The sequence below is a fragment of the Sulfurimonas marina genome, assembly GCF_014905095.1.
Classification (GTDB): Bacteria; Campylobacterota; Campylobacteria; order Campylobacterales; family Sulfurimonadaceae; genus Sulfurimonas; species Sulfurimonas marina.
This window is the reverse complement of record NZ_CP041165.1, coordinates 368,552-394,811: the sequence shown is the minus strand read 5'-3', so window position 1 is coordinate 394,811 and position 26,260 is coordinate 368,552. Positions and strand designations below refer to the sequence as shown.

Genomic DNA, 26,260 nt, shown 5'->3' with positions numbered 1-26,260 from the left:
TGTATTTCTCCTTAATTTTATTTACTTGTTTTCTAGTTCTTGTGCAAACGTAACCATTTGACAAAAGTCTTCAACTTTTAATGCTGCACTACCAACCAATACACCATCAACATTTTGAAGTGCCATAATCTCTTTTGCATTATTTACTTTTACACTTCCACCATATAAAAGCGGGGCAGGTGATTTTTTCTTCAACTCTCGATGAATTGCTATAATATCTTCATTTGTAGGAGTAAGCCCCGTACCGATCGCCCAAACAGGTTCGTATGCAATAATCAGTCTTTCATATGATGTATCGATACCTCTATATTGAGCATTAATATAATCCATCATTTCAGCAACACCTGCTTCTCTTTTTTCCAGTGGTTCACCTACACAATATACTATCGTATATCCAAGCTCTTTGAAGTAATTAAACTTTTGCAATATTACATCTTGAGTTTCACCTAAAATATGGCGACGTTCACTGTGTCCGATCAAAATAGTTTTCAAACCGAACTCATCTAAATGTTCAACACCTATCTCACCGGTAAATGCTCCATTTTGTACAGGATAAGCATTTTGAGCACCGATAGTTACATCTGTATCATAACTATCTAAAGAGGATGTAGCAGGGAAAACAAAACTCTCTTGGTTTATATGATTTGTTTTTACAAAATCATCAAGTGTTTCTATATACTCTTTTGTTTGTTTTCTTGTCAGGTTTGTTTTTAAATTAGCTGCTACTATCATACTTCTTCCAATTATCCTTTTACTAGTGCTTCAACACCCGGTAAAACTTTACCTTCTAAAAGTTCAAGTGAAGCTCCGCCACCTGTAGATATAAATGTGATCTCGTTTCCTACATTTATACGTTGTACAAGATCAGCCGTATCACCACCGCCAACTACAGTAGTTGCATAGCTATCTGCAACAAAGTGTGCTATTTTCGAACTACCTCTTGCAAATTTTTCCATCTCATAAACACCCATTGGACCATTCCAAAGTATTGTTTGAACATCATTAAGACCTTCACGGTAAAGTCTTACAGTCGCAGGTCCAATATCTAGTCCCATCCATTCAGTAGGAATCTCCTGAGCAGTTACTATTTTACTTACAGCATCTGCCGAGAATTTCTCTGCAGCTATAATATCTACAGGAAGATAAAATTTCACACCTAACTCTTTTGCTTTGTCCATAATCTTTTGTGCCTCTTCAAGAAGATCATCTTCAACAAGTGATGCACCAATGTCATATCCTAATTGTTTTAGGAATGTAAAAGCCATACCGCCACCGATAAAAACTTTATCAACTTTTGGAAGTAAATTAACAAGTGCTTCGAGTTTTCCTGAAACTTTTGAACCGCCAACAATTGCAGCAAATGGACGAATAGGATTGTCGATCAGATTCGCAAAAAAGTTAATCTCTTTTTCAAGTAAGAAACCGGCTGCTTTATGTGCATCGTCAAAATATTTCGTAATTCCGTGAACTGAAGCGTGTGCACGGTGAGATACACCAAATGCATCATTAATGTAAAACTCTGCCATAGATGCAAGTTTCTTAGACAACTCTTCATCGTTTTCAGTTTCACCTTTTTCAAAACGAAGGTTCTCTAAAAGCATAACTTCATGACGAGGTAACTCTTCGGCCATTTTCATAGCATCTTCACCCACTACACTCGGAGCCAGTGCAACAGCACGCTTTAATAATTGTTGTAATCTGCGAGCAACAGGTGCTAAAGAGTATTTTTCAACCACTTCACCTTTTGGACGTCCAAGGTGAGAAGCAAGAATAACTGCACAGTCTTCATCTAAACAATGATTGATAGTAGCAACTGCTGAACGGATACGTCTGTCATCCGTAATATTTCCAAACTCATCCATTGGAACATTAAAGTCACATCTGATAAAAACTTTTTTATCTTTTAAATCTAAATCTTTTAAATGTAATAATTCCATCTACTGCCTTACATAAATATTTCTGCTTCCTGCAAGGAGGCAAATTTTAGTGGCCAAGTGGCCTAAGAGAGACTTAAAGGAGAGCAAACTCCTTTAATTTAATTATTTACTAATATGGATAGCCATATCGATAAGTCTCATAGAGTAACCCCACTCATTATCGTACCAAGCCATAACTTTTACCATGTTACCGCCGATAACCTGAGTAAGATCTTCTGCAACGATTGAGCTGTATTCACACCCTACGAAGTCTTGAGATACTCTCATCTCTTTATCTACTAAGATAAGTCCCTGATGAGAACTAGCAGCTGCTGCATTAAATGCTGCATTTACTTCCTCTTTTGTAGTCTCTTTTCTTACAACTACGTTTAAGTCAACCATAGAAACATCAGGTGTCGGTACACGAACAGACTGACCATGAAGTTTCCCTTCAAGTTGTGGAAGAACAAGGCTGATTGCTTTAGCAGCACCAGTTGTTGTCGGGATCATGTTGATAGCACCTGCACGAGCACGACGCTTATCTTTAGAATGTTTTACATCTAGGATGTTTTGGTCATTTGTATATGAGTGGATAGTTGTCATAAGACCTTTTTCAATTCCAAAAGCATCATCTAAAACTTTTGCAACAGGACCTAAACAGTTTGTTGTACAAGAAGCATTTGAAACGATTTTTTGACCGTCATATTTATCTTCATTTACACCCATTACGAATGTTGGAGTGTTTTTATCTTTTGCAGGAGCAGAGAAAAGTACTTTTTCTACACCGTTGTCAATATGAACTTGTGCACTCTCTTGAGTTAAAAATACACCTGTACACTCTAAAACCATATCTGCACCACAGTCCGCAAATTTTAGATTTTTAGGATCTCTATCAGAAAAAACTCTAATTTTTTGTCCATCAATACTAATGTTTTCTTCATCAATTTGCTCAATTTCACTGTTAAATGTACCGTGAACAGAATCGTTTTTAAGAAGATACAACATCATATCCATACTTGCCATATCATTGATAGCAACAATCTCTACGTCATCTCTTTTTGCTGCTATTCTAGCAACACAACGACCGATTCTACCAAATCCATTAATTGCTATTTTAAGTGCCATTTTATATCCTATAAAAAATTAAATTCGGTTATTTTATCCAAATTTAGTTATAATTCTGATTAAATGAAAAATATAGCACTTTTTGGCGGCTCATTTGATCCTCCACATTTAGGTCATCTAAAAATTGTAGAGGCATTAAAAAAATTAGATTTTATTAATAAGATCATAATTATGCCAACATACCTCAATCCATTTAAATCAAAGTTTGTAGCAGATGCAGCTTTACGGTTAAAGTGGCTAGAAGATATATTTCAAAATGATCCAAGTGTAGAGGTGAGCTCTTTTGAAGTCGATCAGGCTGCAAAAGTTCCTACTATACAAACAGTACAACATCTCAAAAAATATTATGATGTTATCTATCTTGTAATAGGTGCTGACAACTTAGCATCTTTAGAGAAATGGTATAAGTATGATGAGCTAAAAAACTTAGTAAAGTTTATAGTTGTTACAAGAGAGAATATTACAATTCCTGACAGCTATATAAAAGTAGAAGTGGATGTCTCTGTATCATCTACTGAATTACGAGAGAATATAGATATAAACTATCTTCCTCCAAAAATTGCAAAAAAAATAGAAAATTATTACAAGGAACATAATGTTAGATAGAATAGAAAAAATAACTTCTGTACTAGATAAAAATAAAGCTGAAGCTATTGAGGTGTTTGACCTGCAAGGTAAAGACTATATTGTTGACTATGCGATCATCGCTTCATCACTTGGACAAAAACATACAATCGCTCTTTTAGACCACCTGAAAAAAGAGTTAAAACCGGAAGAACACTTCAACAATGTTGATGAGAGCGGAGACTGGGTTGTTATAGATCTTGGAGATATCCTCATCCATATCATGACTCCTGAGTATCGTGTTAAATACGATATGGAAACTTTTTTAGCAGAACTTTCTAAAGCTGGTGAGTAGTATTCTCATCTAGCTTTTTTTCCTCCTCTGCCTTCTCTTTTTCATCAACCAACTTATCTAAAATAGATTTATAATTATAAATAGCCTCAACATATTTTACAGGTTCACTCCCTCTAGCATAACCGAATTTGAGTGTTTTATAGTATTTTTTCTGTGATAAAAGCGGTAAAACAATCTTCAGATCACTCCATACGTATTGGTTGAGTCCAAGTTTTTTTGCTAACGACATTGCATCTTGAATATGCCCGCCACCCACATTGTATGCAGCAAGTGCAAATTTCAATCTATCCTCACCTTCTACACCTTCAGGAACATTTTTAATCATCTGTTTTAGATGTCTTGTACCACCGACAATACTTTGCCTTGGATCTAGTCTGTTTTTAACACCTAGAAGTCTCGCAGTATGACGCGTTAACATCATCATCCCTCTAACACCCGTAAAACTTTTTGCTTTAGGATTCCAGTGTGATTCCTGATATGATACCGCAGCTAAAAGTGTCCAAGGAATTCCAAAGCGCGTCGCTGAATTTTTAAAATAAGACTCATATCTTGGCAGTCTTGAATCAACTCTTTTATAAAACATCTTTGTATTGTAATAGTCAAAGAAAAGTACATAAGAGTAGTAATGATCTTTTAAACGTGTCATTTTTCCTGTTTGAACAAAACTATTGAGCCAGGTGTACATGTTTGTCTCTAACTTTGTAGAGTTAGGCGGCAAGATCCATGCAAGCTGTTCCCGTCCACTGATCGCAAAAGCCATCGCTATATCTGGAAAATATTTTAAATTGATTGAGTAGATGTTAGAATCGGCCAATGTACAATCTATCTGATGGTTTGAAACCATCTCTAAAAGCTCTTCTGTAGAGTATTCTGATGTAACACTGACATTTATATCAAAGCCGTCATCTATAAGAGAATTTACCGTTTCATAGTAACTTGTATTTTCCCCGACAACAATCTCTAAACCTTCCAGATCTTCTACATCTCTTGGAAACTTGGAACTCCCGAGCATCCCACGATGACATATAACCTGCTCTTGTACTTCAAAATAGGATGGTCCAAAATTATATAGCTCTTCTCTATGGGGTGTTTTTGTAAGTGAAGCCGAAACTAAATCTATCCCCTCTTTGCCTACATATTCCAGTGCCTCTTTAACCGTATGTGCAGCAGTGATATTAAGTTCAACTCCTAAGCTTTTTGCATATGCATCTAATAGTTCATATTCAAATCCGCTAGGACCGTCAGGTCCGATATAGTAAGTTGATGGAGCATTTAAAAGGACAACATTTAATGTTTTTCTCTCTTTTATAGTATCTAAAATAGATTTTTTTTCTATACGTTTTCCGGGTTCGTAAGTTGCGTGGCTAAACCACCCAAAAAGGAAAAAAGAGGATGCAAAAAAAAGATACACACCAATGTGGAGAAATTTATTCATTACAACAGTTTACATATTTAAACTTACGCAAATATAAAACGATTTACCCCGTTTTCATACTCGTGAGCTAAAATTTCTCCATGTGCTTTTAAGATAGAATCTACCAGGTAAAGTCCGAGTCCAAAACTATTTTTTGACGGGTTTTCTTTTGTAAAAGGTTCTATATAATATTGTAGAGGATGCTTTAAACACTCCCCTCTACTTTCAAAACAAAGTTCACCTTTTTCATTGATAAGAATTTTAATATATGCATCATCAGAATACTTCATCGCATTGTCAATCATATTTTTTATAGCGGTTGTATAAAGGCGATAATTTACATCTACTTTGACGTCAGTACTTATCATCACTCCCACTTTTTCTCTATCAACCATTGCCATGTCGATCGCACCGTCAATGATATCTACTAAACGGTACTCTTTAAACTCGGTAGTATCACCCAGACTTGTCACCTCTTCGATCAATGCAAACTCTTCAACCAAAGTCTCTAAACGTTTAAAAATTGAAGTGAAACGATCACGCTGTTTTTGCTCCGAGAGCATTTGTGTAACAATGGTCCCTTTTGCAATCGGTGTCTTTAACTCATGCATCAGGTTTCGTAAAAAAAGTGTACGTGATTCTAAAATTGTATTGATCTTCTCTCTTGTATTTTCAAGCTCATTTGCAACAGAGCCTATCTCATCAATATTTTTCGTTTTAAAAGAGATCTCCATATCACCGTTTCCGTAAAGTGCTATCTTTTTTCTAAGTCTGATAAGGGGACGCAGTTTTTGCATAACTAGGACAAACGAGAGTGAGATAATAATAAAAACCATACTATAAAAATATAGAATATTCAGATAACTATATGGGTGCAGTCTTTCATCCTTGATCAACACTTCAGAATCGGGGCTTTCTATATAAAAATAGATCTGCTTTTGATGTTTTAACATTGAAGCTTCAAGGTTTGTCACGGTATTTTTAGTAAAAAGTCCGTTTTTGTTGAGCATTAAAGAAGTACCAAAACTTTTAAACCCCTCTTTTTTAAGGAGTTTCGATTTTTCTAAAATATCTTTTTTCTCTTTTTTATCTTTAATGATGAAGAGATCATATACTGCAAGGTTGGCTTCAAGCATAATCTCCGAAGAACTTCTTTGCATATGCTCACGGTAGATTTGTGCAATAACAGAGTATTTCGTAAAAATATGATCTATATATTGTTGTTTGTTGAGCTTATAAAACTCCCAAAAAATTGCACTGACACTTATGAGTGAAACACTCAATGCAAAAAGTATCGTGATAAGGACTGCGTTTCGTTTCATCATTTAAGCAGTTTATATCCTACGCCACGAACCGATTCGATAAGAGATTTATCCCCTAGTTTGCTTCTAATACGTCCAACCATTACGTCAATTGACTTGTTGGAACTGTCTTCATTGATCGCATTTACGTTATGAATCAGATCTTCGCGAGACACTACAAGACCGTGTTTTTGGATCATATAAGCCAAAATCCCAAATTCGGCATTTGTAAGATCGATATTGCGACCTTTATATGTGATTGTCATTGTTTCTTTATCACATTTGAAATCACTTTTATTTTCCGCTTTTGCCTCTGTTTTTGCAGCATAACGGCGTAGAACAGACTGGATTCTCGCTTCAAGTTCACGAGGGTCGTAAGGTTTTGGCATATAATCGTCAGCTCCGAGTTCCAGTGCTTTTACTTTATCTGTTACGTCACTTCTAGCCGAAGAGATAATTATAGGGATATCTTGACGTTCACGAATTGCTTCACACACTTCAAGACCATCCATCCCCGGAAGTGTCAAATCTAAAATAACAAGGTCAAAAGGCTCTAATTTTAAAATACTAACAGCTTTAAACGGATCATCTTCTACAGTGATCGCAAAATCAAACTGCTCAAGATATTCTGTTAGGATCTCGGCAAGTTCAAGATCATCTTCTATCATCAATATTTTATGTTGTGCCATTCTCTAAACCTTTTTAATTTTTCTCAATTATAACTTTATGAAAATAACAATTAGCTAACACCTGTCAGAGCCAATGTTACTCTGTATGCGATAAACGCCATCACATATGCAGCTACCGAAGTAAATGCAAAAAGGTAGAAAAAGTATTTGATACTACCCGCTTCACGTGTAAAAACGATAGAAGCTGCCAGACACGGTAAATAGATCATAACAACAACTATAAACGATACGGCTGATGCAAAAGGAATATTTTTACTTATCTGATTTACCAAAGTTTGGCTCTCTGCATCTACATCATCCCCTAAAGAGTAAAGAACTCCAAGAGTTGAAACCACAACCTCTTTAGCAGCAAGACCAGTCTGCAATGCTATATTCATTTTCCAGTCAAATCCAAGCGGTGCAAAAATAGGTTCTGTAAACTTTCCAATAGTGCCGAGATAACTCTGTTCCAAATGCTCCATTGCCAGTTTATTCTCAAGCTGAATAATCTCCTGTTCACTTTGTGCCTTTTGAATTTTAACCTCGTACTCAGCTTCAAGCGTACTATTGTGTGGATAGGTTGATAAAAACCAAATCAACATCGATGCACCCGCGATAAAAGTACCCGCTTTTTTCAGGTACATCATTGTTTTTGTAAGTACTGTATGCCAGATAAGCTTCACACTCGGCAATCTATACTTCGGCATCTCCATAACAAATGGTTCGTCCACACCTTTGAATGCAGTGAGTTTTAAAATTTTTGCCGCAATCAGTCCTATGATTGCACCACTGATATAGATAGCAAATAAAACATTTCCCGCCATATCCTCAGGAAAAAAAGCTCCAGCGAAGAGTACATATACAGGGAGTCTTGCACCACAAGACATAAACCCGATAATAAAAAGCGTTAAAAGTCTGTCACGGTCATTTTTTAAAACTCTTGCACTCATATATGCAGGAATAGAGCATCCAAAACCTGTTACAAGCGGGATAAAACTTTGCCCATGAAGCCCAAATTTATGGAAAAATCCATCAAGCAAAAAAGCTACCCTAGACATATATCCCGTACTCTCTAACAGTGCTATACCAATAAATAAGATAACAATATTAGGAATAAAAAGAACAACTGCCCCTACACCGGCAATGATCCCATCCACCACAAGAGAGCGTATACTCTCATTTGTAATAGTAGCTCCGATCACATCTCCGAACCATCCGAAAAATGCATCGATATAATCCATAGGAATTGCACCTATCTCAAAAGTGAGCTGAAACAATCCCCACATAAAAAATAAAAATATCGGAATACCCACAACAGGGTGAATAAGTACCGAATCTATCTTCTCTGTAAGTGTTTTTTTCTCTTCTCTTTTATCCTGTTTTACTACCTCGGCAACTATACCTCTGTTAAATGATGCATACTCTTCGGCAAAAGCTTCTTTTACATCATCCGTATCATGATGGATCTCAATATGTCTTGAAGCTTCGATCAAAACCGGCTGTAATTCTGTCCAAATAGGATTATCATGCAGTTTTTCGTAAGTTTTTTTATTGTTTTTCAGAAGATTGATCGCAATATTTCTATGTGAATTTACCGCTTGATATTTATGCTTTTTAAAATAACTTACAAGATTACTGATCTCATCTTCTACACTCACTGAAAAAACAAGTTTTGGATCAACCTTTTCAGCTTCAAACTCTTTTACAACAGTGTCGATCAGCTGATCGATACCCAGTTTTGTAGCTGCTGAAACCTTTACACAAGGGATCCCCATCAGTTCCGTCATATACTCGGCATCTACTGAGATCCCTTCTTTTTCAGCTTCATCACTCATATTAAGTGCTATCACCACTTTTTTACTCATTGTAAGAAGTTCAGATGTGAGTTGTAAATTTTTCAATAGATTTGTTGAATCTACTACATTAATAATAATGTCATACTCTTCAGCACAAAGATAATCGTGTGTTACACGCTCTTCGATCGTATAATCTGTAAATGCATACGTACCCGGAAGATCAACTACAGTAAAGTTATACCCTTTATAGTCAAACAGTACTTCCGTTTTATCTACCGTCACACCTGAAAAGTTTCCAACATGCAGGTGGGCATTACTTACCGAATTGATAAGCATACTTTTACCTACATTTGGTTGCCCTACAAGTGCTACTTTTATATGTTTTGCAGTAACGGGACAGGCTAATGTCTCTTCATTCATATCTCTTTTACCTCTATCATTTCTGCTTCTTGGGCTCGGAGTGCCACTTGCATATTTCCCACTTTAATCTCTATAGTTTTTTTTCTAGGTGCCTCACCTATAAACTCTATAAGGGTATGTTTCATTATTCCAAAAGATATCAGTCTGTGTTTTAGTTCTTCATTTGCATGAAGTTTTACAACCTCTAACTTTTGCCCCCGTTTAGATTCAATCAATCTCATATAGCCTCTTTTAAAAATTATAATTTATCATTAACTGTGTTCTATCGTAATCATATTCTGTTTTCAAAACACTTTGTTTATCTTCACTCATAACATAGATAAATGCTACTAAAAACTCATCATTGATGTTGTAGTCTACATTAAAGTTTTGCTCAACAATATGTGCTTTCTCACCTAAGCTGTCAGCTTTACCTGAGAAATCACCGTAAGCATATAAAAGTGATATGCTACCGTGATTATACACCAAACCTGAAACGATTGCATCAACTTCTCTGTCTTTTGTAATATTATCCATGATCATCATGTCCATATTCGTAAACAATGTCCCTCCGCCTGCTCCGGAGAAACTCTCTTTATCTGTTTTTTTATCAGAATGGTTATATGCAAAGTTAATCCCTAGATCACCAAAAACGAACTCACATAAACCACCGTAAATACTCGCTTCGTATCCACTATTGCTCAACTCTTGTTCATTCAGATACTGTGCCATTAGATGTAGTGTAAAATCATCATTAAAAGGGTATTGCACTCCAAAATCCACATAATATGCATCCATCATACCTGTCATATTGTAATACCAAGATTGAAACTCCCACATATCGAAGTATCTTGCACCGGCAAAGTTAATACCGTTATCACCAAGTTTTACCTAGCCGTCATCAAGACCGTTTTCAAGGTCTATTCCGTGCCACGATTCAATATGTCCAGCCTGCAGCTCCCAACCGTGTTTGATATATGAAGCTACATATGCTTCAAATGTATTTTGAATCATTCTAATATCATCACTATCAGCTAAAGGAGTGTCAAGCACCTGACGACCAAACCTTAGATTGAAATAGTTATATTTATAATTAATATATGCTTCATTCATATCTTGATCTTCACCCTCAGATGAAGAAAGTTCAAGGTTTCTATTCTCCCCATTACCGCTAAGTGCAGGGATATCTTTTGATGTATAAAAAGCAACACCCCCGTGAAAACCATTATACGCTGCTAATTCATATTTTAATACTCCGCCGATTGCTGTAGCATAAAGATCCGGATCACTGTTTTTATTATGGTAGCCTGCATAAACAACTCTTACCTGTCCGCTCACTTCCCCATCTTGAAACATGTTTTTAAAGTTATCAACAACAGATATCTCTTTCTCTTCCAATTTTCCAATTTCAAAAGCAACTTCTCTTACAGAGTGTTTTCTTTGTAATAGTTCATTTTCTTCTGAAAATAATACGGTTGTCAAAAACAATAGACTTATTAATAGTAATAAACGCTTCATAATTATACCTTAAAAAATAACATATTGAGAATGATAATCAAAGTTTACTTAGTGATATCTTAATACTGATAATACTTATCAATTTCAATACATAACTAATATTTCATTCTTCTGCTATAATTTCAAAAAATTACAAGGCTTATTTTAATAATGAAATTTCTATTTACACCATCATCACATTTTAATCTTGCTAATATGTTTACATTTGTAAATATAACTGCCGGTTTACTCGCAACTTATTTTATTACGCAGAACAATTTCTTTCTTGCTATTATCCTTGCTTGGATCGGTGGAGCATTTGATATTTTTGATGGGAAAATCGCAAGAAAATTTAATCTCTCTAATGAGTTTGGTATTCAGCTTGACAGTTTTGCGGACTTTTTAAGTTTCGTACTTGTTCCCGTATTTTTAATCTTTCAGGCAACATATGCGACAAGTTTTGACGGAGCTTTTCTAATTGTAGCGGGTGTAATCAGTATCTATTACGTTATTTCAGGACTTAGAAGATTGATTCAATTCAATATAAATTCAGATGCGGGTTCAGTTGAAAAACATTTTGTAGGGGTACCGACACCACTTGGTGCTATACTTTTATGGTTAGTATATCTTGCAAATACGTATGAATTCTTACCGGCTTACGGCGTACTTGGATTTATGATCCTTATCGGTTGGAGCCTAAACTCAACTATAAAAGTAAAACACCTGTAAACACTAAATTTATTTAGAGTTTACAGCGTATTTCCCGCTTCCTAAAAGTATCACTAAAATACTCATAATAAAATAAACAAGAGCTAATTCCCAGCTCAGTCCCCCATGCTTTGAAAGACTAAGAGAAAAACCGTATGCTAGATAGATAGCAATAAACATATTAAATGCCAATACGCCTGCAGCGATTCTTGCATATAAACCTAAAATAATAAATATAGGGGCGATAAGCTCCCCTACAAAAACACCGTATGCAAAAAATGTAGGAAATGGTGTTGATGCGATCATCGCTTTTACCCCTCCAAGTCCATGAATCATTTTATGAATTCCGTGAAAGAGGATTAAGATACCAAGACTCAGTCTCAGTAATAGTTTTGCTATATCTGGATTTTGTAACATTATTTTTCCTCTTTTTTTACTCTGAACTTACAAGAACCTACTGTGATCTCTTTACCGGTTTTGATAACCTCTTTGATATACACAAGTGTCCCTTCCGGATCCGCATCACCAACCTCTTCGGCAATGATCTTTAAGAGATCTGCCTCTGAGGTTAGTGACCATGTTTTTTCGTAGCTGTATTTTGTTTCTATCTTCATGATAGATTTATATCATTATTCTCTTTAATAAATCTTTTATACAGCATCGGTAAAAGCACTAATGTTAACACAGTTGAAGAGATCAATCCAAAGATCACAACAATAGCCAGCGGTTTTTGAATTTCCGAACCCGGCCCCGTTGCATACAACATAGGTACTAGAGACAAGGCTGCAATAGTTGCCGTCATAAGTACCGGACGCAATCTTCTTTTAGCCCCTTGAATAACAACCTCTTCTATCTTCATAGTTTGTGCCAATTCGTTAAAGTAACTGATCATCACGACGCCGTTAAGAACTGCAATCCCAAGCAGTGCGATAAATCCGACAGATGCAGGAACCGAGAGATAAGAGTTTGTCAAATAAAGACCAAAGATCCCACCCATCATCGCAAGTGGAATTGTTGTAAAGATAATAACACTCTGTACAATTGATTTAAATGTCATATAAAGTATCATAAAGATAAGTACAAGTGCGATCGGAACAACTAAACTAAGACGCTCCATTGTTGCTTGCTGATTTTTAAACTCTCCACCAAAAGTAAGAGAATATCCCGCAGGCAACTGTAGTTCTTTTGCAATATTTGCTTTAAGATTATCTACAAAAGTTACTAAATCCGTTCCGTTTACATTTGTCTGGATTGAAACAAAACGTCTTGCTTTTTCATGTTTTATTTCAACAGGACCGCTGCTTCTTACAATATCTACAACTTCAAGAAGTGATATAGCCTCCCCCTGTGCACCTACAAGATAGACCTCATCAAGATTTTTTGTTTTATATTCACCCTTTATGATGATTGAGAACTGTTTCATCCCCTGATAGATTGTGCCAACCTCTACACCGCTTACTGCAGCTTTAAGTAAGTGTGCTACATCACTTTTATCAAGTCCGTAGTTTCTTAATTTCTCATCATTAAAACGAAGTTCCTGATAAGCTGCTCCTTCATTTTGACGCATATAAACATCTTCTGAGCCTTGCGTATTTTCAGTGATCTCTTTAATCTTAGTTCCAAGTTCGTTGAGTTTATCTATATCTTCACCAAATATTTTAATTACAACATCACCGCGTGCACCTGTGAGCATCTCTGATGTACGCATCTCAATAGGCTGTGTAAATCCATACTCAATCCCTTGAATCTCTTCAAGAGCTTTTCTCATCTGCTCTTTAAGCCACTCAGTATCTTGCTCTCTCCACTGCTCTTTTGGCTTAAAAACCAAGAATGTATCACTATCATTAAGACCCATCGGATCAAGTCCTATCTCATCAGAACCTGTTCTGGCAATAATAGCTTTAATCTCAGGAACCTCTTTGAGCAGTTTTTGCTGGATCTGCGTATTTAGCGAGATACCTGCCGGGATGTTGATCGAAGGTGGTGCTTCAATCCCAATCACTATATTTCCCTCATCCATTGTAGGCATAAAAGTTTTTCCTATGTTGGAAAAAGCGAAAAATGTCCCTACAAGTAAAAGAGCGAGTAATCCATAGATAGTTTTTTCCACTCTAAAAGCTTTTTTGAGTAACGGCTCATACCATGCGATCAGATGACGTACTAAAAATGTTTCGGTATGCTCAACCTTTCTAATTAAAAACGAGGCAATTGTCGGGATCACAAAAAGTGCCAAAAAGATTGCCGCAGCAAGTGTAAATACAATACTCAAAGCTACCGGAGCAAACAGTTTTCCCCCTAAACCCTGCAGCATCAATAGCGGTGTAAATACGATAATAATGATAAGTACACCTGAGATGATCGGAGTACTCACCTCTTTTGCGGCATTATAAATTGTGTGTAGGCGGCTTGCTCCCTTGTTTTCTGCCAATCTTGCGATCACGTTCTCAACTAAAACAACACCGGAATCTACAATCATCCCTATCGCGATTGCAATACCTCCGAGACTCATCAGGTTCACACTTATCCCAAAATAGTACATAAAGATAAAAGCACTAAGTATTGACAGAGGTAAAATCAGTGCAACAGTGAGTGCCGAAACAAAACTACCTAAAAATAAAAAGAGGATAATAAGTACAAGTATTACCGCTTCAGTAAGTGATTTTTGTACCATGCTTACCGCTTTAGAGATCAGATCTTTTCTATCGTAAAACACATTTATGTGTGTCCCCTCAGGCAGATTTTTCTCTAACTCGTCAAGACGCTCTTTTACTTGTGAAGTAACACGCGAAGCATCTGCACCTTTGAGTCCGAGAACAAGTCCTTCAACCGCTTCACCCTCACCATTTTTTGTAACATATCCGTAACGTGTTAGTTTATCTGTCAGAACTTCTGCTACATCTTTTAAACGCACAATAGCACCGTTCTCATCAACTCTTACTACCAGGTTTGAAAGGTCTCTGCTGTTTTTCATACTTCCCGGAAGTCTTACAAGTAGTGCTTCATCACCACGTTCAATTCTCCCCGCACCGAAATTTGCATTGTTTTTTTCGATCTTGTTTTCTATATCTTCTAAAGTAAGTCCCAATGATGCCATTGAAGTAAAATTTGGTTTAATACGGAAAGTCTGTACCTCACCCCCTAGGGCATTTACATCTGCAACACCCTCTATGTTTCTCAAACTTGGGCGTATAACCCAGTCAAGTAGAGTACGTTTTTCCATTAACGACAAACTTTGAGATTCGATCGTAAACATTAAAATCTCGCCAAGCGGTGTAGTAACAGGTGCGATCCCTCCCGTCATAGTTGAGGGAAGAGAGTTTTTAATGTTGTTAAATCTCTGATAAACCCTATCTCTTGCCCAGTACAGATTAGTACCCTCTTCAAAATCGATCGTAATATCTGCTAAAGCATATTTAGATATAGATCGCACTATTTTTTGATGCGGGATCCCCTGCATCTCAAGCTCAATAGGGATCGTAATCTGCTGCTCCACCTCTTTTGGTGTCATTCCCGGTGACTTTATAATGATCTTTACCTGTGTTGTAGATACATCGGGAAAAGCATCAATCGTGAGTTTTGAATAAGAAAAAACACCGCCGATTGCAATGGCCAAAGCGATAATAAGTGCAAGAACTCTTTGTGAGAGTGCAATACTTATAAGTTTATCAATCATTACCCTGTGCCTCCAGCGCACCTTTGAGTGCTATGGCACCGCTTGCTGCAAGCTGGGAGTTGTTATCTAACTCTTTAGCGATAACATACACATTAGAGATATCTCTGCTGAGTACTGTAACCTGAACCAGTTTATAGCCGTTTTTTACCTTTACAAATACCGATGTATGTTCATTAAAGTCTACAATAGATGATGCAGGAATTTCATAAGCCTCTCTCGGCCAAAACAGTTTAATATTTTTCTTCTCTTGCGGTAAAACAAACATCTCTTTCTTACTTAAAAGGTGTACAGCTATTGTTTGTGTTTTCGGATCAATCTTTGCAGCAATAGATTCAACTTCGACTGCTTGTTCCTCTATGTAAAGTTTAGCACCAACTTTCAACTCTTTCGCTAAATTTATAGGAAGTGAAATCTCAAGGTGTGTTTTTGTAGCATCAACAACACTCATCATATGTTCACCCCGTTGCAGATACATTTTCGGGTTAATATTGAGATCAGCCACTTTTCCAGATATTGGAGCATATATTTTAATCTCTGTAATTGCTTTTTTTGTCTTTGTTACCGTATTTATTTGATTCTCACACAATCCCCATTCTAAAAGGAGATTTCTATAAAACTTTAACTGTGTTTGATATTTTTTAGAAATATTTTGTGCCATAAGATACTGTTTTTTTGCCACTACAGCCGCTTCATAAAGAGGTTTCAATCTTTTTAGCTCATTTTGATTGTATTCTTCTTCGATCAGAAGATTGATATATTCAGCTTCAAGTTCAAGAATTTTTGGACTTTTGATAACGGCAAGTACAGTCCCCTTTTTTACTTTGTCATATATATTTGCATATAGTTTCTCTACGATACCCTCAAGAGGAGCATCTATTCTAAAAGAGGCATTAGCAGGCAGGTGACCTTGAGCTAAATAACTTCCAAGATATACGCTTTTTGTCTGCTTTACTTTTGTTAACTTTACCATTGGGTTTTCACCCACTACTACTAAATCATTTGCAAATAATGATGCGATTGTTATAAAACTTAATATTATTATTTTTACCATTTTTTTACCCCTTGTGGATCGATAGAATAGTCGTACATATATTGCGCAACGGCATTGTGTCTTTCAATTTTTAAATTTAAAATAGTTTCAATCATACTGAGCTTTGTCTCTGTAGCTTTGATCATTGACAGAAAACTCTCTTCTCCGGCTAAAAACCTCATATTGCTCTGTTTAATAAGTTGATTTGCATGTTGTAAAATAGTTTTTTCACTTGAGAGCAAATACTTTTTATAAATATCTATCCTTTGTTTTAAAGCATTGCTTTCATGTCTGTAATGATTATGAAATGCTTCTAGTTTATAGTTTGCGGCACTTGTTTGACTCATAGCTATTGCACGCTTTGCTTCGTTTTTTTCACCTATATTCAAAGGGAGTGAAAGATTTACCATATATCTGTTTGTATCTAGTTCATCTGTATACTTTGCCTCTACGTTTAGAGTACTGAAACTGCTATGTGCCATCTTTAGAGATGCTTCGCTTTTTTGCACATTAGACTCCAGCATCGGCCAAAGTGCTGAGTGTTCTGGATCAAAAAGTTTGTCTATATCAACTTCCAAGTTTTTACACTCAAACTGCCCGTCAAAATCAACTAAAACTTTAATTTGCGATTCATACATCTGAACAAGATTTTCCAATTTTGAGAGTTCAAGATTCAAACTCTCCAATGCCAAAGAGGACATAATAAGTTTCGAGTTTTCAAACTCTCCATACTCTACACCTTTTTGCATATGCTCTTTGATCTCGTCATATACCGATGATAGTTCTGCTTTTGCCTGCAATGCTTCCATAGCGACACAATAATCGCCGTAGAGTTGCCAGATCTGTACTTTATAACGGTTCTGAAGACTCTTTGTTTGCAGGTTTTTATATTGACTGCTTTGACGTAAAAAATTATCTATTTTTGAACCGTTTAAATTCAAATCTTTTGAGATAAAGGCCTCATACTCAAGCCCTGAATCTGAATTGTCTTTGATGTCGGCATAAGCAACACCGCCGCCAACATTAAATCCGTCTGCTAAAACACTTGCTTTTGTAGTTTGAAATTCTACATTTAATGTTTCTACTTTACTTTTATAGTTATTACTCTGAGATACCTTTTCGTAGAGTGTCTCAATGCTATCTGCCATAATGATATAGGGCAATAGCAATACAAGAATAAATCTCATATCTAAATTCCTTTATAGTGGTGATTATTTTTTTATTGTGAATTTAGTTATATGTGTTGGGGTGGTTTAAAGAGGGAGTTTGTAAAATTGATAATTACAAAGTTTTTAAGGGGATAGATACTTTTTTCTATAAATGCGAGTTCAAAATCTGTATCTAGATCGGTTAAAATCATAGGGGTATGAAAAACATTATGCTCCATTTTTGTAAGTGTCTTTTGTTTTTCTACACCACCAGCCAAATCGGTCTGAGTAAGGATGTAATCGTGCATCGAAAAAAATAACATTGCAAACAATAATCCGCTCAAAATCAATTTAACTTTTTTCATAATTCGAAGTATATCAACTAATTAATTTACAAAATTATAAAATTGTTAACTAATCTTTTTTATTCATCTTCATTTGTTTTTACAGGAAGTTCTTTTTTTGTTTTTATCCCTAATTTGACAATATTTTGAGCACGTTTGATCACGTTTCCACGTCCTGAACTAAGACGATTCATAGCTTTTTCATAAGAATCATGCGTTTTTTGGATCTGATTGCCGATGTTATTCATCTCTTCTAAAAAGAGTACAAGTTTGTCATACATCGCTTCTGCTTCTTTAGCTATCTTTTGAGCATGTTCCTCTTGTCTTTGGGTACGCCAGATATGTTCAATCGTTCTAAGTGTCACTAAAAGAGTTGATGGAGACACTACTAAAATATTTTGATCATACGCCCGTTTAAAAAATTCTCCGTCACTCTCGAGTGCGAGTAAAAAAGCTCCTTCGATCGGCATAAATAAAAGAACAAAATCAAGAGAGTTTATATTCTCCAAGTTTTCGTAACTTTTGGCACTTAACTCTTTTACATGGTTTGAGATACTCCCTATATGCTCTTTAAGTGCCTGTTTTCTATCAAGCTCATCTTCAGAATTCATAAAACGCTCATACGCCGTAAGAGAAACTTTTGAGTCAATTACTATATCACGCTCCCCGGGCATATGTACAACAACATCTGGTCTGTATGTTTTGTTCTCTTCATTTTTGAGTGTCGCTTGAAGCTCATACTCTACACCTTTGCGCAGACCTGATTGTTCTAGTATCTTCTCTAAAACGATCTCGCCCCAGTTCCCTTGCGTTTTATTTTCCCCTTTAAGCGCCTTTGTAAGATTTATCGCTTCACTTGCCAGTTGGGCATTCATCTCTTTAAGTCGGTAAAGTTCATCTTTTAAAAGGTGTCTGTCTTTAAGTTCAACTTCAAAACGCTCCTGTGTCTGTTTTGAGAAATTTGCTACTTGTTCACGAAACGGTTTGAGTAAAAGCTCAAGCTGTTCCTTATTTGATGAACTAAATTGTTTTGATTTATCCTCAAAAATCTGATTTGCCAGATTCTTAAACTCTAAAGAGAGTTCATCTTTTGCATCTTGAAGCAATTTTAACTTTTCATTGGAAGCTTTGATCTCTGCTTCATATCTACTTTTTAAAGCTATATACTCTTTTTCAATACTGTTTTTTAATTCTGTCTCATTTTTTGAAAATGCTTTCTCTTTTATAAGTAAAAACAGTGTGCCAAAAAGTGTCACTAATAACACTAAAATTATTAAAATATTTATATCTATTTGCATTATATCCCTTTAGTTTTATCCCAAAATTATACATTTTTTTATTTAACTCATTAACAAAATATTACAATTTGCAATATATAAACTTAAACTATCTATAAAATTAATAATTTTAATAACTTCTATGGTTTATTTGGGTATAATTCGCAAAACAATTTGAGGAGAAGGTGCTATAAAGAGTTTAAATAGTCTGTATCATCTCCTTAATATACAAGGAATATGATGCAAGACAATGCACAACAAGAAGAAAAAGTACTAACGTTTGACGACTTAGGCTTAAAAAAAGAGATACTAAAGAGTATCAAGTTTGCAGGGTTTACTAGCCCTTCTCCAATTCAAGCACAAGCAATTCCAGTAGTTTTAGCTGGCCGTGATATGGTTGGTCAAGCACATACAGGTACAGGTAAAACTGCGGCATTCAGCCTTCCAGCACTACACAATATGAAACTAGACGGTTCAGTTGAACTTTTAGTTATCACTCCTACTCGTGAACTTGCTACTCAAGTAAGTGATGAAATCTTTAAATACGGTAAAAACTTAGGTGTTAGAACTGTAACAGTTTACGGCGGTAGCTCATACAAACGTCAACTTGATCTTATCGGTCGCGGTGCAAACGTAGTAGTTGCTACACCTGGACGTATGTTAGATATCCTAAAGAAAAATATGCTTCCTGATTTTGCTCCAAGTATGGTTGTACTTGATGAAGCTGATGAGATGTTAGATATGGGATTTTTAGATGACATTACTGAGATCTTCTCATATATGCCGACAGATCGCCAAACACTACTTTTCTCGGCAACTATGCCACAGCCTATCAAAACACTGGCACACAAAATTTTAGAAAACCCTGAATTTGTTTCAATCACTAAAGGGGAAACTACAAATGCCGACATCGAACAACTTTACTATGTGATCGATGAGCATGAGCGTGATGATGCTATCATCCGTTTAATGGATAGTGAAACTACTAAAAAATCGGTAGTTTTCTGTAGAACGAAATCTGAAGTAGACAGACTTTCAAACGTTCTTTCAAATGCTGGTTATTTAGCAAACGGTTTACATGGAGATATGGAACAACGTCAACGTGAAACAGTTATCAAAGGTTTTAAATCTAACTCTGTAAAAGTGTTAGTTGCGACTGACGTTGCAGCACGTGGTATCCATGTTAACAACATCTCTCACGTATTTAACTACCATATTCCGTTTGACCCTGAGTCTTACGTACATAGAATCGGTCGTACAGGTCGTGCAGGAACAAAAGGTAAAGCGATTACACTTTTAACTCCTTTAGAGTTTAAAGAGCTTCAAAAGATCAAAAAAATCGTTGGAACTTCAATGGAGCACGCTTTTGTACCAAGCAAAAACGATCTTCGTCAAACAAATATTGACAATATCGTAAAAAGCATCGAAGATCAAAAGATCTATGATGAAGCACACCTTATCCTTGATAAATTAAAAGAGGATATTGATGAAGAGACGATTATGTACAAGCTGATCTCTATGATTCTTAATAAACAAGATATCAAAGGGCCAAGTAACATCGGTATCCCTGCTGATAAACTTCAAGCTATTTTAGATCGTGCTAGTAAAAGAGGCGGAGATAGAAATTCAAGAGGCCGCGGTGGAAACAGACGCGCTGGACATAGAAACTCAAGAGGACGTTCTGGCGGTTCTCGCGATGGTGGTTCTCGTAGTTCTCGCGGTGGAGATTCTAGAAGAAGATCGTCGAACAGACACTAACCAAAACTACACTAAATCCATCTTTGGATTTAGTTTTCCCCCTTTTTATGATAAAATATACAAAAAAGTGACGTGCTTATGTATATTATTTTCGAAAATCAAGATTTTTATATAGAAAAAGAAGAATCCCAAATCCCTTGGGTAAAAGTTTTTACAAAAGAACCATATAAAGAGATAAGTGATTTAAGTGATGAGTTAAGACATCAACTTTTTGATATCGTTAACGTAGTTGAAAAAGAGATGCTTTCATACTACAGACCTACAAAAGTAAACGTTGCATCGTTTGCAAATATGCTTCCACGTGTACATATCCATGTTATGGCTAGATTTGAAGATGATAACTACTATCCAAATCCTATGTGGGGAGAACAACAAAGGGACACTCAGCTAAAACTTCCTGATGAAGAGAGATTTTATAAAAATATATTTAATAAATTAACCGCATTGTATAACTAAAAGGTTCAAAAAACAGACTTGTTATTAAATAATTTTTTTAATTAACTATTTATACTAAATAGACTATCATAGACACTATTTAAAGGATAGTGCTATGTTTAGACGAAGTATCCGAACAAATATTCTAGGAATATTTTTAATAATTGTCGCTATTGTCGCTCTCTCTTTACTAACATCACAATACTATTTTAACAATAGTATGGCTATTGAATCTACACACAAAACATTTAAACTCATAAGCACTAACATCTCTGAAGAGATCACATCTAATAACCGAGATATTGAAGATATTTTAAAAACAAACACTGCAAACACTAAACTTTATAAGAAGATCACATTTGATTATAATCATCCTGCTTTAGATACATGTATACAAATAATGTCACTAAATAAGAACATATACGCGACCTATTTTGCACACAAAGAGGGTACGTTTTATGAAGTGATTAATATGCATGAATCCCCTTTACTCTTTGAAACCTATAAAGCTCCCAAAGATACAAGATGGATAGTACTAATTCATATAAACAACAAAGTAGAATATTACTACTTGGATGCAACAAAAAAACTCTTAAAACAATCTTCTAAAATAAAAAAATACAATCCACTCTCTCGCCCTTGGTATAAAAGTGCGGTCAATACAAATAAACCAATTATGACAGAGCCCTATCTATTTACAAACCTAAAAAATACGGGAACTACATATGCAGTTGAGTTGAAGAAAAAAGGGAGTGTACTTGCTATAGATATGACAATGAAAAAACTCAATAATTTTCTTCATCTGCAAAAATTTGAAAAAAATTCTGAAATATTTCTTTTTAACAGTAATGGGAATATCCTAGCATCTTCCAATGCTCTCGAACAAAACAGTAAAAACAATTTTCAAAAATCAGAACCGGTCAATTTTACACAAGAGGAGCAGGAGTATATAAAAAACTCCCCTCCACTAATCGTCTCAAATGAAAAAGACTGGGTACCTTTTGATTTTCAATCGGCAGGTAAACCGACAGGATATTCCATAGATCTCTTACACCTGATGGCAAAAAAAAGCGGACTGAAACTAGAGTTTATCAACGGTTTAACATGGAAGCAAATTATCCAAAACTTTAAAAACAAAGAGATAGATATTGTCCAATCTATTTATAAGACACCTCAAAGGGAACAGTTTGGTTTATTCTCCGATCCGATTTACCACTTTAAAAACTACTTTATTACAAATCAACATACAACAAATGTTTATTCATTAAAAGATCTAAACTATAAAAGGGTCGGTGTAGTTGAAGGCTGGGCGATAGAAGATCTTATCAAAGAGAAATACCCAAAAATACAACTTAAACGATATGATGATCTTACATCAAGTATCTTAGCGCTTTCCCAAGATGATATTGATGCAATCATTGAGACAAAAGAAGCGTTCCAGTTTTTAACAAAACAACTCTATGTAAAAAACCTCACTATAGGTGCTTGGTGTGCCGAATATGATAATTATGAACCCCGTGCCATCTACCTAATGTCTCAAAAAGATGACCCTATACTTTTATCTATTCTCAATAAAACTATTCAATCAATTACACCTCAAGAAAAAGCACTCTTAAAATATAAGTGGTTTACGAAAAATTCAAATAATAATACCATGATTGATCCACCAATAATGGAACACTTTTTAAAAGGTAAACAACATGTTGTTGAATATAGCACTAACAAAAAACACTACTATGCTATCTATAAACCCTTGCAGAACGGTCATCTGTTTCTTGGTATAAAACTTGATTCTGACGTACTTTTGGCACCATATTATGAGAATATGAAGTTTTCATTTATAATCGCCATTATACTTCTTATACTCTCATTACCTGTCATTTTTTATGCAACACGTATCATTATAGAACCTATTAAAGATCTGATTGTTGAAAATGAAAAAATTAAAAATAGACAATTTACAAAAGTGAATAATATTAATACGAATATAATAGAGTTTATAGAATTATCAAACTCTATGTTTTCTATGTCACTAAGTATTGACGAATATCAAAGGTCTCAAGAACATTTACTTGACTCTATCGTAAAATTAATAGCAGATTCAATTGATGCCAAGTCTCCTTATACGGGTGGACACTGTAAACGTGTACCTGTAATTGCGCAGATGCTCGTTGAAAAAGCCAATGAATCTAATGAAGGGATTTTCAAAGAGTTCAAACTAGAAACTGAGGATGAACTACGTGAATTTGAGCTCGGTGCCTGGCTTCATGATTGCGGGAAAGTAACTACACCTGAATATGTAGTGGACAAATCTACCAAACTGGAAACTATCTATAACCGTATTCATGAGATACGTACAAGGTTTGAAGTTCTATGGCGTGATGCCCAGATCAGATACCTAGAAGCAAGACTTAACGATAAAGATGAACAACAAGCACTTGAACAATTCAAAAAAGAGCAAGCACAACTGCTTAAAGATTTTGAATTTATTGCCAGTGTAAATATTGGCGGAGAGTTTATGAGTCAAGAGCAACAACAAAGGGTCAAAGATATATCAGAAAAAGAGTGGATTAGACACTTTGATGACTCTTTAGGTCTAGGTGAAGAGGAGAGTTTACGTTACGATAAGTCTAAAGCATCTACCCTGCCCGTTACGGAAAAATTACTTAGTGACAAACAAGAACATATTGTCAAAAGAGAATCATTTGATTATGAAGCATACAGACGAAGCGGCTTTAAACTAGAAGTCCCTCAGTATCTTTATAACTATGGAGAGGTCTACAATTTGTGTATTGAAAAAGGGACACTTTCTGAAGAGGAGCGTTATAAAATTAATGAGCATGTTATTATGACAATAAAAATGCTTCAAGATATCCCTTTCCCAAAACATCTGACAAATATTCCTGAATATGCGGGGACTCACCACGAGACACTAATAGGGACAGGGTATCCAAAACAACTCACAAAAGATGAGCTTTCAATTCCTGCTCGTATAATGGCAATTGCAGATATATTTGAAGCCTTAACAGCCTCTGACAGACCTTACAAAAAGGCAAAAACACTTTCCGAATCATTAAAAATACTCAGTTTTATGGTAAAAGATCAACATATTGACGGAGATATATTTAAACTGTTTTTAGAGAGTGACCTACATAATATATATGCAAAAAAATACTTAACTCCTGAACAAATAGATAGTGTAAATATAAAAGATTATTTATAAGAGCTACAAGAGAATTTATATGACAAAAATGGATAACTTTTAGTTCATATATTAATAAATATATTCACAAAAAATAAGCAGACAAGTTACCTTGAATCTACTACAATGATTGCCTGAATTAATTAAAGGCATTATTATGAAAAAAATAGCAAAAATTTTAATAGCAAACCGTGGAGAGATTGCACTGAGAATTATCAGAGCATGTAAAGAACTTGATATAAAATCGGTTGTAATATTTTCCGAAGCAGATGCAAACGGCTTATGGGTAGCACGAGCTGATGAAGCCCACCCTATAGTAGGTAATCCTATCGATGCCTATCTAAAATATGAAAAGATAATAGATATAGCAAAAAAAACTAAGTGTGATGCGATTCATCCCGGGTACGGTTTTTTATCAGAGAGTGCAGAGTTTGCACAAGCTTGTGAAAATAACGGTTTAACATTTATCGGTCCGAAGCCTCACCATATACAACTATTCGGTGATAAAATGGCTTCAAAAGTAGCTATGAAAGATGTAGGTGTACCTGTAGTTGAAGGGACCTCTACACCCGTAGTAGATCTTAATGATGGTAAAAAGATAGCTCAAGAGATCGGTTACCCCGTAATTATCAAAGCTGCATTTGGTGGCGGTGGCAGAGGTATGAGAATTGTCCATTTTGCCAATGACTTTGAAGCGATGTTTGAATCAGCTACGAATGAATCTATCAAATATTTTGGCAAAGGGGAAGTATTTATTGAAAAGTATGTACAAAATCCAAGACATATCGAGATCCAAATTATAGCCGATCAATATGGCAATGTTCTCCATCTTGGGGAGCGAGACTGCTCTATTCAAAGACGCCATCAAAAAGTGATAGAGATAACTCCTTCACCCCTTTTAAATAATGATGTAAGGGAAAAACTCTGCCAAATTTCGGTAGATGCTATGAAAAAGCTTGGCTATGAGAGTGTCGGCACGGTTGAGTTTTTGGTAGATGATAAAGATGAGATCTATTTTATAGAGATGAATACTCGTGTACAGGTTGAACATCCCGTTACAGAGATGGTAACAGGTGTAGATATTATACAAAGGATGATACAGATAGCTGCAGGTGACACTCTTAGATACAAACAAGATGAGATCAACTTCCGCGGCTATGCAATAGAGTTTAGAATCAATTCTGAAGATCCGCAGAAAAGCTTTATGCCCACAGCGGGAACAGTGAAAAAATATCTCACACCTACAGGTCCCGGTGTAAGGCTAGAGAGTGCTCTGTATGCAGGGTACGAACTCCCGACTTGCTACGATTCGATGATAGGAAAACTTATCATCACAGCATTAGACTGGGAAGGTGTTGTAGCAAAAGCAAGACGTGCATTGGATGAGTTTCATATAGAGGGCTTTAAAACAAATATACCTTTACATAAAGCTATAGTTCGAAATGCAGCATTTAAAGCAGGGAAATTTGATACGGGATATCTTGATCTAAATCTAGATACACTTACATTGGATACTACAAGTGATATAGCAAATGAAGATGAGAAGTTTTTAGAGTTAGCAGCAATGATTCAAGAACTCAAAGAGAATAAACTCGTTTCACTGCAAAATGATTTTACACTCTATTAATCTATACACTCCCAACTAAAAGT

Annotated in this window: 24 protein-coding genes; 7 read left to right on the top strand and 17 right to left on the bottom strand. The window is 35.5% G+C overall.

Annotated elements, in window-relative coordinates; translation table 11 throughout:
* Nucleotides 1–21: 21 nt before the first annotated feature.
* The 3 genes from FJR03_RS02095 to gap all read right to left on the bottom strand — a co-directional run bounded on the left by FJR03_RS02095 (nt 22) and on the right by gap (nt 3,041).
* A complete protein-coding gene (locus FJR03_RS02095) occupies nt 22–732 on the bottom strand; it encodes a triose-phosphate isomerase (protein WP_193114013.1) in 711 nt (236 codons plus the stop codon).
* An 11-nt stretch (nt 733–743) separates the two neighbouring features.
* Complete coding sequence (locus FJR03_RS02090; protein WP_193114012.1) at nt 744–1,937, bottom strand: phosphoglycerate kinase; 1,194 nt, start codon at nt 1,935–1,937, stop codon at nt 744–746.
* 102 nt (nt 1,938–2,039) lie between these two features.
* Nucleotides 2,040–3,041 carry a type I glyceraldehyde-3-phosphate dehydrogenase gene (gene gap / locus FJR03_RS02085; RefSeq protein WP_193114011.1) on the bottom strand — a complete coding sequence of 334 codons (1,002 nt, stop codon included), beginning with the start codon at nt 3,039–3,041 and terminating at the stop codon, nt 2,040–2,042.
* A 63-nt stretch (nt 3,042–3,104) separates the two neighbouring features.
* Between gap and nadD the strand changes: the two genes are divergently transcribed.
* Together nadD and rsfS are read left to right on the top strand one after the other, a co-directional pair.
* Nucleotides 3,105–3,647, top strand: a complete 543-nt coding sequence (gene nadD / locus FJR03_RS02080) for a nicotinate (nicotinamide) nucleotide adenylyltransferase (protein ID WP_193114010.1) — start codon at nt 3,105–3,107, stop codon at nt 3,645–3,647.
* Nucleotides 3,637–3,960, top strand: a complete 324-nt coding sequence (rsfS, locus tag FJR03_RS02075; RefSeq protein WP_193114009.1) for a ribosome silencing factor — start codon at nt 3,637–3,639, stop codon at nt 3,958–3,960. Before nadD ends, rsfS begins: the two co-directional genes overlap by 11 nt.
* On the opposite strand, the gene mltF is transcribed toward rsfS, so the two are convergent.
* From mltF to FJR03_RS02040, 7 genes are read right to left on the bottom strand one after another with little or no spacing between them, the layout of a single operon-like run.
* Complete coding sequence (mltF, locus tag FJR03_RS02070) at nt 3,944–5,395, bottom strand: membrane-bound lytic murein transglycosylase MltF (RefSeq protein ID WP_193114008.1); 1,452 nt, start codon at nt 5,393–5,395, stop codon at nt 3,944–3,946. The two genes, rsfS and mltF, sit on opposite strands and share 17 nt — an antisense overlap.
* Before the next feature lie 23 nt (nt 5,396–5,418).
* Nucleotides 5,419–6,699 (bottom strand): ArsS family sensor histidine kinase, encoded by a 1,281-nt coding sequence (locus FJR03_RS02065; RefSeq protein ID WP_226962154.1) that lies wholly within the window; start codon nt 6,697–6,699, stop codon nt 5,419–5,421.
* Nucleotides 6,696–7,364, bottom strand: coding sequence for a response regulator transcription factor (locus tag FJR03_RS02060; protein WP_193114007.1), 669 nt, complete (start codon nt 7,362–7,364; stop codon nt 6,696–6,698). The genes FJR03_RS02065 and FJR03_RS02060 overlap by 4 nt, the downstream gene beginning before the upstream one ends.
* 50 nt (nt 7,365–7,414) lie before the next feature.
* Nucleotides 7,415–9,559, bottom strand: a complete 2,145-nt coding sequence (gene feoB, locus FJR03_RS02055) for a ferrous iron transport protein B (protein WP_193114006.1) — start codon at nt 9,557–9,559, stop codon at nt 7,415–7,417.
* The gene (locus tag FJR03_RS02050; RefSeq protein WP_193114005.1) at nt 9,556–9,780 is read right to left on the bottom strand and encodes a FeoA family protein; all 225 of its coding nucleotides are present in this window, start codon (nt 9,778–9,780) and stop codon (nt 9,556–9,558) included. The genes feoB and FJR03_RS02050 overlap by 4 nt, the downstream gene beginning before the upstream one ends.
* Before the next feature lie 10 nt (nt 9,781–9,790).
* Nucleotides 9,791–10,378, bottom strand: coding sequence for a hypothetical protein (locus FJR03_RS02045; protein ID WP_193114004.1), 588 nt, complete (start codon nt 10,376–10,378; stop codon nt 9,791–9,793).
* Nucleotides 10,379–10,429: 51 nt separating this feature from the next.
* Entirely contained in the window at nt 10,430–11,056 is a 627-nt protein-coding gene (locus FJR03_RS02040) for a hypothetical protein (RefSeq protein WP_193114003.1), read from the bottom strand.
* Between the two features lie 150 nt (nt 11,057–11,206).
* Here FJR03_RS02040 and FJR03_RS02035 point away from each other — a divergent pair, with 150 nt between their 5' ends.
* The gene (locus tag FJR03_RS02035; RefSeq protein ID WP_193114002.1) at nt 11,207–11,764 is read left to right on the top strand and encodes a CDP-alcohol phosphatidyltransferase family protein; all 558 of its coding nucleotides are present in this window, start codon (nt 11,207–11,209) and stop codon (nt 11,762–11,764) included.
* A 9-nt stretch (nt 11,765–11,773) separates the two neighbouring features.
* Here the strand turns inward: FJR03_RS02035 and FJR03_RS02030 are convergent, their stop codons facing one another.
* From FJR03_RS02030 to FJR03_RS02000, 7 genes are read right to left on the bottom strand one after another with little or no spacing between them, the layout of a single operon-like run.
* A complete protein-coding gene (locus FJR03_RS02030) occupies nt 11,774–12,160 on the bottom strand; it encodes a DoxX family protein (protein WP_193114001.1) in 387 nt (128 codons plus the stop codon).
* The gene (locus tag FJR03_RS02025) at nt 12,160–12,357 is read right to left on the bottom strand and encodes a hypothetical protein (protein WP_193114000.1); all 198 of its coding nucleotides are present in this window, start codon (nt 12,355–12,357) and stop codon (nt 12,160–12,162) included. The genes FJR03_RS02030 and FJR03_RS02025 overlap by 1 nt, the downstream gene beginning before the upstream one ends.
* A complete protein-coding gene (locus FJR03_RS02020) occupies nt 12,354–15,416 on the bottom strand; it encodes an efflux RND transporter permease subunit (protein ID WP_193113999.1) in 3,063 nt (1,020 codons plus the stop codon). Before FJR03_RS02020 ends, FJR03_RS02025 begins: the two co-directional genes overlap by 4 nt.
* The gene (locus FJR03_RS02015; RefSeq protein WP_193113998.1) at nt 15,409–16,467 is read right to left on the bottom strand and encodes an efflux RND transporter periplasmic adaptor subunit; all 1,059 of its coding nucleotides are present in this window, start codon (nt 16,465–16,467) and stop codon (nt 15,409–15,411) included. Before FJR03_RS02015 ends, FJR03_RS02020 begins: the two co-directional genes overlap by 8 nt.
* A complete protein-coding gene (locus FJR03_RS02010; RefSeq protein ID WP_193113997.1) occupies nt 16,461–17,633 on the bottom strand; it encodes a TolC family protein in 1,173 nt (390 codons plus the stop codon). The genes FJR03_RS02015 and FJR03_RS02010 overlap by 7 nt, the downstream gene beginning before the upstream one ends.
* 47 nt (nt 17,634–17,680) lie before the next feature.
* Nucleotides 17,681–17,959 carry a hypothetical protein gene (locus FJR03_RS02005; RefSeq protein ID WP_193113996.1) on the bottom strand — a complete coding sequence of 93 codons (279 nt, stop codon included), beginning with the start codon at nt 17,957–17,959 and terminating at the stop codon, nt 17,681–17,683.
* Between the two features lie 59 nt (nt 17,960–18,018).
* Nucleotides 18,019–19,236, bottom strand: coding sequence for a DNA recombination protein RmuC (locus FJR03_RS02000; protein WP_193113995.1), 1,218 nt, complete (start codon nt 19,234–19,236; stop codon nt 18,019–18,021).
* 219 nt (nt 19,237–19,455) lie between these two features.
* On the opposite strand from FJR03_RS02000, the gene FJR03_RS01995 reads away from it, so the two are divergent.
* From FJR03_RS01995 to FJR03_RS01980, 4 genes are all read left to right on the top strand, one after another.
* Complete coding sequence (locus tag FJR03_RS01995) at nt 19,456–20,973, top strand: DEAD/DEAH box helicase (RefSeq protein ID WP_193113994.1); 1,518 nt, start codon at nt 19,456–19,458, stop codon at nt 20,971–20,973.
* Nucleotides 20,974–21,051: 78 nt separating this feature from the next.
* Nucleotides 21,052–21,429: an HIT family protein gene (locus FJR03_RS01990; protein WP_193113993.1), complete on the top strand. Its 378-nt coding sequence runs from the start codon at nt 21,052–21,054 to the stop codon at nt 21,427–21,429.
* 94 nt (nt 21,430–21,523) lie between these two features.
* Nucleotides 21,524–24,631: an HD domain-containing phosphohydrolase gene (locus tag FJR03_RS01985; RefSeq protein WP_193113992.1), complete on the top strand. Its 3,108-nt coding sequence runs from the start codon at nt 21,524–21,526 to the stop codon at nt 24,629–24,631.
* 136 nt (nt 24,632–24,767) lie between these two features.
* Entirely contained in the window at nt 24,768–26,237 is a 1,470-nt protein-coding gene (locus tag FJR03_RS01980) for an acetyl-CoA carboxylase biotin carboxylase subunit (RefSeq protein WP_193113991.1), read from the top strand.
* The last annotated feature ends 23 nt before the right edge of the window (nt 26,238–26,260 follow it).

Bases quoted from the DNA above. Each gene is read 5' to 3' on its own strand.
- FJR03_RS02095 (WP_193114013.1), bottom strand. From the start codon at position 732: ATGATAGTAGCAGCTAATTTAAAAACAAACCTGACAAGAAAACAAACA.
- FJR03_RS02090 (WP_193114012.1), bottom strand. From the start codon at position 1,937: ATGGAATTATTACATTTAAAAGATTTAGATTTAAAAGATAAAAAAGTT.
- gap (WP_193114011.1), bottom strand. From the start codon at position 3,041: ATGGCACTTAAAATAGCAATTAATGGATTTGGTAGAATCGGTCGTTGT.
- nadD (WP_193114010.1), top strand. From the start codon at position 3,105: ATGAAAAATATAGCACTTTTTGGCGGCTCATTTGATCCTCCACATTTA.
- rsfS (WP_193114009.1), top strand. From the start codon at position 3,637: ATGTTAGATAGAATAGAAAAAATAACTTCTGTACTAGATAAAAATAAA.
- mltF (WP_193114008.1), bottom strand. From the start codon at position 5,395: ATGAATAAATTTCTCCACATTGGTGTGTATCTTTTTTTTGCATCCTCT.
- FJR03_RS02065 (WP_226962154.1), bottom strand. From the start codon at position 6,699: ATGATGAAACGAAACGCAGTCCTTATCACGATACTTTTTGCATTGAGT.
- FJR03_RS02060 (WP_193114007.1), bottom strand. From the start codon at position 7,364: ATGGCACAACATAAAATATTGATGATAGAAGATGATCTTGAACTTGCC.
- feoB (WP_193114006.1), bottom strand. From the start codon at position 9,559: ATGAATGAAGAGACATTAGCCTGTCCCGTTACTGCAAAACATATAAAA.
- FJR03_RS02050 (WP_193114005.1), bottom strand. From the start codon at position 9,780: ATGAGATTGATTGAATCTAAACGGGGGCAAAAGTTAGAGGTTGTAAAA.
- FJR03_RS02045 (WP_193114004.1), bottom strand. From the start codon at position 10,378: ATGTGGGAGTTTCAATCTTGGTATTACAATATGACAGGTATGATGGAT.
- FJR03_RS02040 (WP_193114003.1), bottom strand. From the start codon at position 11,056: ATGAAGCGTTTATTACTATTAATAAGTCTATTGTTTTTGACAACCGTA.
- FJR03_RS02035 (WP_193114002.1), top strand. From the start codon at position 11,207: ATGAAATTTCTATTTACACCATCATCACATTTTAATCTTGCTAATATG.
- FJR03_RS02030 (WP_193114001.1), bottom strand. From the start codon at position 12,160: ATGTTACAAAATCCAGATATAGCAAAACTATTACTGAGACTGAGTCTT.
- FJR03_RS02025 (WP_193114000.1), bottom strand. From the start codon at position 12,357: ATGAAGATAGAAACAAAATACAGCTACGAAAAAACATGGTCACTAACC.
- FJR03_RS02020 (WP_193113999.1), bottom strand. From the start codon at position 15,416: ATGATTGATAAACTTATAAGTATTGCACTCTCACAAAGAGTTCTTGCA.
- FJR03_RS02015 (WP_193113998.1), bottom strand. From the start codon at position 16,467: ATGGTAAAAATAATAATATTAAGTTTTATAACAATCGCATCATTATTT.
- FJR03_RS02010 (WP_193113997.1), bottom strand. From the start codon at position 17,633: ATGAGATTTATTCTTGTATTGCTATTGCCCTATATCATTATGGCAGAT.
- FJR03_RS02005 (WP_193113996.1), bottom strand. From the start codon at position 17,959: ATGAAAAAAGTTAAATTGATTTTGAGCGGATTATTGTTTGCAATGTTA.
- FJR03_RS02000 (WP_193113995.1), bottom strand. From the start codon at position 19,236: ATGCAAATAGATATAAATATTTTAATAATTTTAGTGTTATTAGTGACA.
- FJR03_RS01995 (WP_193113994.1), top strand. From the start codon at position 19,456: ATGCAAGACAATGCACAACAAGAAGAAAAAGTACTAACGTTTGACGAC.
- FJR03_RS01990 (WP_193113993.1), top strand. From the start codon at position 21,052: ATGTATATTATTTTCGAAAATCAAGATTTTTATATAGAAAAAGAAGAA.
- FJR03_RS01985 (WP_193113992.1), top strand. From the start codon at position 21,524: ATGTTTAGACGAAGTATCCGAACAAATATTCTAGGAATATTTTTAATA.
- FJR03_RS01980 (WP_193113991.1), top strand. From the start codon at position 24,768: ATGAAAAAAATAGCAAAAATTTTAATAGCAAACCGTGGAGAGATTGCA.